Raw genomic sequence first — 12,150 nt, 5'->3', positions numbered from 1 at the left:
CTGGAGGAGATGCCGCTGAACGCCAGCGGCAAGTTGGATCGCCGCGCCCTGCCCGCCCCGCACATCGAGGTCGACCAGGCCGCCTATGTGGCGCCGCGTGGCCCCGTCGAGGAGATCGTCGCGGCGGTGTTCGCGGAGGTCGTCGGCCTCGACCGGGTCGGCGCCACCGACAGCTTCTTCGAACTCGGCGGCAACTCGCTGGTCGCGACGCGGGTGATCGCGCGCGTCAACGCCGCGCTCGGAACCGCCCTCGGCGTCCGCGCGCTGTTCGACGCGCCGACCGTCGCCGGTCTCGCGCAGCAGGTCGAACGTGCCGGTGCCGGCCACGCCCGGCCTGCGCTCGCGCCGCGCCCGCGTCCGGAGCGGATCCCGCTCTCGCTCGCACAGCAGCGGATGTGGTTCCTCAACCGGTTCGACACCGACTCGGCGGCGTACAACATCCCGCTCGCGGTGCGGCTGTCCGGTGACCTCGACGTCGCCGCCATGGCCGCCGCGGTCCGGGACGTCGTCGCTCGCCACGAGTCGATCCGCACGGTGTTCCCCGACTCGGCGGACGGTCCGCACCAGGTGATCCTCGGCGTCGACGACGTCCTCACCGAGCTGACCCCGATCGACGTCACCGCCGACGAGATCGTCTCGGTGGTGGGCGAATTCGCGGTCACGCCGTTCGACGTGACCGCGCAGGCCCCGGTCCGGGTCGCGCTGTTCCGGATCGCGGCCGACGAGCACGTGCTCGCGTTCGTCGTCCACCACATCTCCGGTGACGGATCGTCGACCGCGCCGCTGGCCCGCGACGTCATGGTCGCCTACCTCGCCCGCTCGACGGGTGAGGAGCCCGGCTGGGCGCCGCTCGAGGTGCAGTATGCGGACTACACGCTGTGGCAGCGGGAACTGCTCGGCGCCGAGGACGACCCGCAGTCCCTCGCGGCCGAACAGGTGGCGTACTGGACCGGCGCCCTGGCCGGGGTGCCCGAGGTGCTGGCGCTGCCGACCGACCGGCCGCGCCCGGCGGACCGCACCCAGCAGGGCGCGACCGCCGAGTTCGAGATCACCGCGCAGACGCACGAGCGGCTGCGGGCGATCGCCAAGGACAACGGCGCCACGCTGTTCATGGTGATGCACTCCGCGCTCGCGGTGCTGCTCGCCCGGCTGTCCGGCACCTCCGACATCGCGGTCGGCACCCCGATCGCCGGCCGCGGCGAACGCGCCCTCGACGACCTCGTCGGCATGTTCGTCAACACCCTGGTGCTGCGCACCGAGGTGGACGCAGCCCGTGGTTTCGATGCGCTGCTCGAGCAGGCCCGCGAGGTGGACCTGGGTGCGTTCGCCCACGCCGACCTGCCGTTCGAGCGGCTCGTCGACATCCTCGACCCGGCCCGCTCGACGTCGCACTCGCCGCTGTTCCAGGTGGTGCTTTCCACCGAGGACATCGGCGAGGAACGGTTCGAGCTGCCCGGGCTGACGGTCAGCGGCATCGCCGACGACACGCACGTCGAGAAGTTCGACCTGGAACTGTCGTACGCGGAGCGGGTCGACGCCGGCGGTCGCGCCGAGGGCATGACCGCCCGGTTCGGCTACGCCACCGACATCTTCGACGCCGCCACGGTGGAGCTGTTCACCGCGCGGATGGCCCGGATCCTCGACGCGATCGCCGCCGACCCGTCGGCACCGGTCGGGGACATCGAGATCCTCGGCGCTGCCGAGGCCGCGCAGTTGGCGCCGGTCCGCGGCGCCGCCGCCGTCGGTGTGGGCACCCTGCCCGAGCTGCTGGCCGCGGCCGCCGCACAGGATCCGGCCGCGACCGCGCTCGCCTTCGGCGACGTGACGGTCGGCTACCGGGAACTCGACGAGCGCTCGACGCGACTCGCCCGGATCCTCGTCGACCGCGGCGTCGGACCGGAGAGCTTCGTGGCCCTCGGGCTGTCCCGGTCCATCGAGTCGGTCACCGCGGTGTGGGCGGTCGCCAAGTCCGGCGCCGCGTTCCTGCCGGTGGACCCGAACTACCCGGCGGACCGGATCGCGCACATGCTCACCGACTCGGGTGCGCCGATCGGCATCACGGTCCGCGCGCACCGCGAGTCGTTCGACGACTCCATCGACTGGCTGGTGCTCGACGACGCGGACTTCACCGCCGAATGGGCCGGGCAGTCGGACGCGCCGATCACCGACTCCGAGCGCACCGCCCCGCTCGACGTCCGCAATGCGGCGTACCTGATCTACACCTCGGGTTCGACGGGTCTGCCCAAGGGTGTCGCGGTCACCCACCAGGGCCTGCACAACCTGGCCGCGGACGTACGCACCCGCTGCGCGATCACCCCGGCGTCCCGTGTGCTGCACGTGACCACGCCGAGCTTCGACGCGTCGATCATCGAGTACCTGATGGCCTTCGGCTCGGGCGCGGCCCTGGTGATCGCCCCGCCGGAGGTCTTCGGTGGTGCCGAGCTGACGGCGCTGATGCGGGACCAGGAGGTCACCCACGCCTTCATCACCCCGGCCGCCCTCGCGTCCCTGGACGAGAGTGCGCTGGACCGGCTGGAGATGGTCGGCACCGGCGGCGACGCCTGCCCGCCCGAACTCGCCGAGCGCTGGGCGCGCGGCCGTGCGATGTTCAACATGTACGGGCCGACCGAGTCGACGATCGCGGTCGTGATCGACGGCCCGATGGTCGCCGGCGAGCCGGTCGCGATCGGCACACCCACGGTGGGTGTCGAGGCGCTGGTGCTCGACGCCCGGCTGCGGCCGGTGCCGGTCGGCGTGCCCGGCGAGCTGTACGTCGCAGGTCCGGAACTGGCCCGTGGCTACCACGCGCGGGCCGGGCTGACCTCGGACCGCTTCGTGGCCAACCCGTTCGCGGTCGGGGCGAGCGGAGCGACGGGGAATGTCGCCGGTGCCCGGATGTACCGCACGGGTGACGTGGTCCGGTGGACCGGGGAGAGCTCCGCGCTGCGGCTGCAGTACCTCGGCCGGTCCGACTCCCAGGTCAAGGTCCGTGGCTTCCGCATCGAACTCGGCGAGATCAACGCGGCGCTGGCGTCCTACCCGGGAATCGACTTCGCGCACACCGCCGGTCACGTCGCCGAGTCCGGCGAGACCCATCTGGTCTCGTATGTGCTCGCGGCCCCGGGCGTCGACATCCGGGTCGCCGCGGTGTCCGAGCACATCGCCCGGACCCTGCCCGCGTACATGGTCCCGTCCGCGATCGTGGTGCTCGACGAGCTGCCGACGACCCCGGCGGGCAAGCTCGACACCCGGGCGCTGCCGGAGCCCGAGATCGTCACGGTCACCGGTGGATTCGTGCCGCCGCGGACCGCGACCGAGGAGATCGTCGCCGGCGTGTTCGCCGAGGTGCTCGGAGTCGGACGCGTCGGCTCGACGGACAGCTTCTTCGACCTCGGTGGCAACTCGCTGTCCGCGACCCGGGTCACCGCCCGCGTCGGTGCCGTGCTCGGTGCCACCCTCGGTGTGCGCCAGGTGTTCGACGCCCCGACCGTCGCCGCACTGGCCGCGTACGTGGACTCGGTTCGCACGCAGGGCGTCTCGCGCCCCGCGCTGGTGCCGGCGACCCGTCCGCAGCGGATCCCGCTCTCACTGGCGCAGCGGCGCATGTGGTTCCTCAACCAGTTCGACACCGACTCGGCGGCCTACAACATCCCGTTGGCCGTCCGGCTGTCCGGCGACCTCGACGTCGCGGCGCTGGCTCGCGCCGTCGCCGACGTCGTCGATCGGCACGAGACGTTGCGGACCGTGTACCCGGCGGTCGGCCGCGAGCCGTACCAGGTGGTGCTGCCGGCCGACGAGGTGATGCCTGCACTGGCGCCGCGTCCCGTCTCCGAGGAGAACCTGCTCGCCGCGGTGGTCGACTTCGCGTCCGGTGGATTCGACGTCACCGTCGCCCCGCCGCTGCGAATCGCCCTGTTCGAGACCGGGCCGAGCGACCGGGTCCTGGTCGTGGTCGTGCACCACATCGCCGGCGACGGTTCGTCCATGGCACCGCTCGCGCGTGACGTCATGGTCGCCTACGGCTCGCGGACCGCGGGCCTGCCGCCGCAGTGGACCGAACTGCCGGTGCAGTACGCCGATTTCGCGATCTGGCAGCGGGAGGTCCTCGGCGACGAGAACGATCCGCAGTCCCTCGCGGCACAGCAGATCGCCTACTGGCGGGAGGCGCTCGACGACCTGCCGACGCAGCTGGAACTGCCCACCGACCGGCCGCGGCCGCCGGTGCAGTCCCTGGCAGGCGACACCGTCGAGTTCAGCGTCGACGCCGACACGCACCGTGCACTGGTCGAGGTGGCCCGCGCCGGCGGCGCCAGCGTCTTCATGGTGATGCACGCCGCCCTGTCGGTGCTGCTCGCCGGGCTGTCGGGAACCACCGACATCGCCGTCGGCACCCCCTCGGCGGGCCGCGGCGACGCCGCGCTCGACGACCTGGTCGGCATGTTCGTCGGCACGCTCGTGCTGCGCGCCGAGGTCGACCCGGACATCACGTTCGCCGACCTGCTCGAAGCGGTCCGCGAAAGCGACCTCGGGGCGTTCGGCAACACCGACATCCCGTTCGAGCGGCTCGTCGAGGTGCTCGACCCCGAGCGGTCGACCGCGCACTCGCCGCTGTTCCAGGTGATGCTCACGTTCCAGAACCTGGAGCAGGCGAGCTTCGAGCTGCCCGGCCTGACGGTCGCCGCCGTCGAATCGGGTCCGGAACCGGCGAAGTTCGACCTGACCCTCGGCCTGCAGGAGACCTACCGTGAGGACGGTGCGCCCGCGGAGATCGCGGCGTCGCTGAGCTACGCCACCGACCTGTTCGACGCGTCCACCGTCCGCGGTTTCGCGGACCGGTTCCTGCGCGTGCTCGCGCAGGTGTCGGCGAACCCGGCGGTGCGCCTCGGCGACGTGGACCTGCTCGGTGCCGAGGAACGCGCCCGGGTTGCGGAGTTCGGCCGTGGTGCCGGCTCCGCGGTCGGGGAGGCCACGCTGCTCGGCCTGGTCGCTGCACAGGTCGCCCGGATCCCGGATGCGGCAGCCGTCGTCGACGGTGACCTGGAGCTGTCCTACCGCGACCTGGACGAACGCGCGAACGCCCTTGCCGCGCAACTGTCCTCGGCGGGTGCGGGTCGAGACGACGTGGTCGCGCTGGCGCTGGGCCGGTCGGTCGACTGGATCGTCGGCATGCTCGCGGCGTGGAAGGTCGGAGCGGGATACGCCCCGGTCGACCCGGCGCACCCGGTGGACCGAATCGCCGCCCTGCTCGCCGACACCGGCGCCCGTGCGCTGGTCGCGACAGCGGAGTGGATCGCGGCCGCGGGCCCCGGTGACACCCTCGCCGACGCCGCCGTCCTGGTGGTGGACGCGCGCGAGGCCGGCGAGACGGCGGCTCCCGCCGACGTGTGGTCCGAGCCGGGTGCCGGCGCGCGCCTCGGTTACGTGATCTCCACCTCGGGTTCCACCGGGCGGCCGAAACCGACCCTGGTGCCGATGGCCGGCATCGCCAACACCGTCGACTGGTATCGCCGCGAACTCGACCTGTCCGCCGGAGACGGTGTGCTCGTCGCGTCGTCGCCGAGCTTCGACCTGACCCAGAAGAACGTGTGGGCCGCGCTCGCGTCCGGTGCCACCGTCCATCTGGCGGGGGAGGGCTTCGACCCGGCGGCCATCCTCGGCATCATCGCCGCCAACGCGGTTGCGGTGGCGAACATGTCGCCGTCCGCGTTCGAGGCGGTCGTCGACGCCGACGCCGCGGGCGTGCTGGCGGGGCTGAAGATGCTGTTCCTCGGCGGCGAGGCCGTCAAGCTGACGCCGCTGCGCGCGCTGATCGACGGCGGACTGCGGGTGTTCAACAGCTACGGCCCGACCGAGGCGTCGGACGTCGTCTCCTTCCACGAGGTGGGTCGCGACGAGCGCGGCGCCGTGCCGATCGGTTCGCCGATCCCCGGGGTCGAGCTGTTCGTGCTCGACGACCGGCTCCGGCCGACTCCGATCGGGGTGGCCGGCGAGCTGTACGTCGGCGGCATCGCCGTCGGCCGCGGCTACGGCGCCATGTTCGGCCAGACGGCGGACCGGTTCGTCGCGAACCCGTTCGGCGACAGCGGTTCCCGGATGTACCGGACCGGTGACCTGGTGCGCTGGAGCAACTCCGGCGAGCTGGACTACCTGGGCCGCGCCGACTTCCAGGTCAAGCTGCGTGGTCTGCGGATCGAGCTCGGCGAGATCGAGGCGGTGCTGCACGAGCAGGACACCGTCGCGCAGGCGGCGGTGCTGGTACGGGAGGACAACCCCGGCCAGCAGCTGCTCGTCGGCTACGTGGTGCCCACCCCGGGTGCGGTCGTCGACGAGGCGGCGCTGATCGCGGCGCTCGGCCGACGTCTGCCGGACTACATGGTCCCCGCGGTGTTCGTCGGACTCGACGAGTTCCCGCTCAACCGCAGCGGCAAACTCGACCGCAAGGCGCTGCCCGCGCCCGACTTCGCGGCGCGTGTCCGCACCTCGCGGGCGCCGCGGACCGAGACCGAGAAGGTGCTCTGCGACCTGTTCGCGCAGCTCCTCGGCCTCGACTCGGTCGGCGTGGACGACTCGTTCTTCGCGCTCGGCGGCGACAGCATCCTGTCCATCCAGCTGGTCGCCCGCGCCAAGGCCGCAGGCATCGTCCTGACCCCGAAGATGGTGTTCGAGCATCGGACCGTGGCGGCGCTGGCCGCGGCGGCCGCCAGCGTCGAACTCGAGGTGCTCGAGGAACTGCCCGGCGGCGGTGTCGGCGAGATCCCGCTTTCGCCCATCGGGCACTGGATGATCGAGCACGGACGCAGCTACGACCGGTTCTCGCAGGCCGAGATCCTGACGCTGCCGCGGGACGTCGACCTCACCCACCTGACCGGCGCGGTGCAGGCGGTGCTCGACCACCACGACATGCTGCGCGCCCGGCTGACCGTCACCGACGGTGTCGGGGCCCTCGAGGTTCTCGAGGCCGGCACCGTCGACGCCGCGGACCTGGTGCACGCGGTGTCGTACGCGGACGACTTCGTCGCCGCCGCGGCACCGGAACTGGATGCGGCCGCGGACCGGCTCGACCCGGCCCGCGCCGTGATGCTGCAGGCGGTGTGGTTCGTTCCCGCCGACGAGCAGGCGCCCGGTCAGCTGATGCTGCTCGTGCACCATCTCGCGATCGACGGCGTGTCCTGGCCGATCCTCAGCGGCGACCTGGTCGCCGCGTGGGGTCAGCTCGCGCACGGTCAGTCGATCGAGCTCGCCCCGGTCGGCACCTCCGCGCGGCGCTGGGCGCACGGCCTCGTCGACGAGGCGCGGTCCGAGCGCCGGGTCGCCGAACTGGACATCTGGCGCGGCATCCTCGAGGGCCCGGACCCGGACCTCGGGTCGCGACCGCTCGATACGGCCCGCGACGTCGTCGCCACCGTCGAGGACCTGCACGTCGAGGTCCCGGCCGAGATCGCCGAGACGGTGCTCACCGTGCTGCCGCGCAAGTTCCACGGCACCGCCAACGACGGACTGCTCACCGCGCTCGCGATGGCGCTCGTCACCTGGCGCGCCGAGCGGGGCATCGACGAGACGACCGCACTGGTCAACCTCGAGGGCCACGGCCGCGAGGAGCAGGTGCTGCCCGGTGCGGACCTCTCGCGCACCGTCGGCTGGTTCACCACCCAGGTCCCGGTCCGCCTCGACCTGTCGGGCGTGGACCTCACGGCCGCGTTCACCGGCGGCGCCGACCTCGGCGTCGCGGTCAAGGCGGTCAAGGAACAGCTGCTCGCGGTTCCCGACCACGGCATCGGCTACGGCCTGCTCAGCCGGCTCAACCCCGAGACCGCCGAGGTCCTCGGCGGGTTCGCGGCGCCGCAGATCGGCTTCAACTACCTGGGCCGGCGCGGCACGGTATCCGACGAGCAGAGCTCGGTGTCCGACGAGCAGAGCTCGGTGTCCGACGAGCAGCAGGCACGCGAGGGTTCGCAGGTCAACCTGGCCGGAGCCCGCAACGACGACATGGCCGTGCCCGCGGTGCTGGACGTCAACGCGATCGCGGTGGGCACCCCGTCCGGCGCGAAGCTGGTGGCCACCTGGTCGTACGCGACCGGACTGCTCGGCCGTGACGAGGTGCAGCGGTTCGCGGACCTGTGGGTCGAGGCGCTGACGGCACTGGCCGCGCACGCCGACCGTCCCGACGCCGGCGGCCGCACCCCGTCCGACTTCGAACTGGTCACCGTCGACCAGCGGCAGATCGAGAAGTGGGAGGCGCAGTACCCGGACATGTCCGACGTCTGGTCGCTCTCGCCGCTGCAGGACGGTCTGCTGTACCAGTCTCAACTGGCCGGCGACGACACGGACTACTACCAGGTCCAGATGATGCTGACCCTGACCGGCACGGTGGACGCCGACCGGATCCGGGCGGCCGGGCAGGCGCTGCTCGACCGGTACCCGAACCTGCGGGTTGCCTTCAGCTACGAGGGCGGCGTCGGCGCACAGATCGTTCAGCGCACCGTCACCCTGCCGTGGCGCACCGTCGACCTGACCTCGGTCCCGGTCACCGAGCGGGACGCGGCGCTGACCGAGTTGCTGGCCGCGGACCGCAGCGAGGGCTTCGACCTCGCCTCGGCGCCCCTGATCCGGTTCACCCTGGTCAAGCTTGCCGACGACGAGTACCGGCTGATGCTGCTCAACCATCACGCCCTGCTCGACGGCTGGTCCACGCCGCTGCTGTTGCGGGACCTGTTCGCGCTGTACGCCACCCGTGGCGACGCGACGCACCTGCCGCCGGCCCGTCAGTACCGGGATTTCCTGGCCTGGTTGTCCCGGCAGGACCGCGCGCACTCGCTCGAGGCGTGGCGGACCGCGTTCGAGGGCAGCGACGAGCCGACCATGGTGATCGGTGACAGCGGCGACGAACTCGGCGACTCGCACGAGCTCGCCGCCCACCTCGACACCGAGCTGTCCGACGCGCTGGTCGCTCTCGGCCGCGAACACGGGTTCACCATGAACACCGTCGTGCAGGCCGCGTGGGCGCTGGTCGTCGCGACCCTGACCGGACGCGAGGACGTCACCTTCGGCGCCACCGTCTCCGGCCGTCCGCCGCAGATCGACGGCGTCGAAGAGATGATCGGCCTGTTCATCAACACGCTGCCGGTTCGGGTGCGGCTCGACGTGACCGAGTCCGTGACGCAGCTGCTGTCGCGGCTGCAGGGGGAGCAGGCCGACCTGCTCGACCACCACTACGTCGGTATGGCGGAGATCCAGTCCGTCGCCGGCCAGGGCACGGTGTTCGACACCCTCGCGGTGTTCGAGTCGTACCCGGACGCCGGTGGCGCCGGGGGCGGCGACATCGACGGCATGACCGTTGCGGGAATGTCCGGCAGCGACTCGGTGCACTACCCGTTGGCACTGGTCGCGGAGTACGACGGCACGCTGGCGCTGCGTCTGAAGTTCCTCGACGGCGTCGTCTCGGTGGACCGGGCGCAGGAGGTCCTCGGATTCGTGACCCGCGCGGTCCAGGCGTTCGCCCGGGCTCCGCACACGGCACTGGCGTCGCTGGACCTGCTCGACCCGGCGCACCGCGCCGAGCTGGTGCCGGCCCACGGCCCGCAGGGCCACGGGTTCCGCAGCCTGCCGGACGTGCTCGCCGCCGCCGTCGCCGTGGATCCGACCGCGCTCGCCCTGATCGAGGGCGACGAGGCGCTGACGTATCGGGACCTCGACGAGCGGTCGAACCGGGTCGCCCGGCTGCTGCTCGAATCCGGTGTCGGTACCGAGAGCGTCGTCGCGATCGCGCTGTCCCGGTCGATCGAATCGGTCACCGCGATCTGGGCGACCGCGAAGGCGGGGGCCACGTTCCTGCCGATCGACCCGAGCTACCCGGCGGATCGCATCGAGCACATGCTCACCGACTCCGGTGCAGTGCTCGGGTTGACGATCGGTGCCCACCGCGACGGCCCGCACGCCGGGTTGCCGTGGATCGTCCTGGACGACGCCGACGTTGCGGCGCGGCTCGGGGAGACGGCCTCGGCCCCGATCACCGATGCCGACCGCACCCACCCGGTGCGCCCGGCCTCGGCGGCGTACATGATCTACACCTCCGGATCGACGGGCCTGCCGAAGGGCGTCGTGGTCACCCACCGCGACCTGTTCACCACCGCCGAAGAGGCGCGCACGCGCTTCCACATCGAGGCCGGCGACCGGGTGCTGCACGTGATCTCGCCGAGCTTCGACGCGTCCGTGCTCGAATACCTGATGGCGTTCGGATCGGCCGCGACGATGGTCGTGGCGCCGGCGTCGGTGTTCGGTGGCGCCGACCTGGCCGACCTGATCCGCAAGCAGCACGTCACCCACACCTTCATGACGCCCGGTTCGCTGGCGTCCGTCGACCCCGACGGACTCGACGAACTCCGGGTCGTGGTGGTCGGTGGCGAGGCGTGCCCCGCGGACCTGGTGACCCGGTGGGCACCCGGCCGGACGTTCGTCAACGCGTACGGTCCGACCGAAACGACGATCTGGGTCACCGCCACCGGAGGACTGCAGTCCGGGGAACACGTCACGATCGGTGGCCTGCTGGCCGGCGTCGGAGCCGTCATCCTCGACCGGCAGCTGCGGCCGGTACCCGCCGGTGTTCCCGGCGAGCTGTACGTGTTCGGCACGTCGCTGGCCCGTGGCTACCACCGCCGCGCGGGTCTCACGTCCGAGCGGTTCGTGGCAAACCCGTTCGGTGCACCCGGCGAGCGGATGTACCGGACCGGCGACGTCGCGCAGTGGATCCCCGGCGACGGCGACGATCGGTGGATCGTCGACTACCTGGGTCGCTCCGACTTCCAGGTGAAGGTCCGTGGTTTCCGGATCGAGCTCGGCGAGATCGAGTCGGCGTTGACCGCGCACCCGAGCGTGGAATTCGCACACGTGATCGGTGTGCCCGGTCCCGGCGGCGCGACCGCGCTGGCCGCATACGTGCTGCCCGTGGACGGTGCCGAAGTCGACCCGGTGACGCTCACCGCGTTCGTCGGGGAGGGGCTGCCCGCGTACATGGTTCCGGCGGCGATCGTGCCGATCAGCGAGATCCCGCTGACCGGCGCAGGAAAGATCGACCGCAAGGCACTGCCGGAACCCCAGTTCGCGGAGCGGGCGCCGTACGTCGCTCCCGGCACACCGACCGAGCGGATCGTCGTCGAGGCGTTCGAGGAGGTGCTCGGTGCCGACGGCGTCGGCATCGACGACGGCTTCTTCGATCTCGGTGGCCACTCGCTGCTCGCCACCCGCCTGGTCGCCATGGTCGGCGACCGAGCCGGGGTGCGCGTGCCGCTGCAGTGGATGTTCACCGACCCGACCCCGCGCCGCATCGCCGAACGCATCGACGCCGCCCGCGCCGGATCGACCGAGGGCGAGGCCGCACTGCAGGTGATGCTGCCGCTGCGCAGCGCCGGGTCGCAGCCGCCGCTGTTCTGCGTGCACCCGTTCGTCGGCCTGTCCTGGTCGTACGGCGGGCTCGCGCAGCACCTGTCCGCGGACCGCCCGGTGTACGGCATCCAGTCGCCGGCACTGTCCGGTGGGGTCCTGCCCGACACGATCGAGGACATCGCGGAGCTGTACGTCGAGCAGATCCGCGCGGTCCAGCCGGAGGGCCCGTACCACCTGCTCGGCTGGTCGTTCGGTGGTGTCGTCGCGCACGCGATGGCCGTCCGGCTGCGGGCACTGGGCGAGCGGGTGGAGTCCCTCGTCATGCTCGACAGCTTCCGCGACCTCGTCGAGGTCGGATCGGTCGCGGCCGCCGACAACATGGGCGAGGTCGTCGCCGGACTCGGGTTCGGCATCGATCTCGGGCCCGATCCGGCGGAGCTGACCCCGCAGCGGCTGCTGGAACTGCTGCAGGCGGTGCCGGGCTTCCCGGCGTCGCTGACCGCGGCGGACCTCGACCGGATCCTCGCCAGCGCCGGGCGCGCCGGGGACCTCATCGAGGCGTACGCCCCGCAGCGGTACGACGGACGGGTGGACTTCTTCGCCGCCCGGCGCGGGGACCTCGGCCACCTCGACGGGGCTGCACAGTGGTCCGAGTTCGTCGGGGCCACCGTCATCCACGACGTCGATTCCGACCACAACGGAATGACGACGCCGCGGGCGCTGGCGCAGATCGGGCCAGTGCTCGACGGGATCCTGCGCGAGCGGGACTGA

1 protein-coding gene (only partly in view) is annotated in these 12,150 nt (G+C 72.1%); it reads left to right on the top strand.

What is annotated here, in order from left to right; translation table 11 throughout:
* Positions 1-12,150, top strand: the final stretch of a protein-coding gene (locus ACWDU4_RS14560) for a non-ribosomal peptide synthase/polyketide synthase (protein ID WP_450114606.1). The gene continues 31,332 nt to the left of window position 1, outside the view; the window shows 12,150 of its 43,482 coding nt (coding positions 31,333-43,482); the start codon falls outside the window, past its left edge; it ends in the stop codon at positions 12,148-12,150.

This window comes from Rhodococcus sp. NPDC003348 (genome assembly GCF_053589375.1).
The sequence above is the reverse complement of the archived record's forward strand: the minus strand, read 5'-3'. Positions and strand labels throughout refer to the sequence as shown.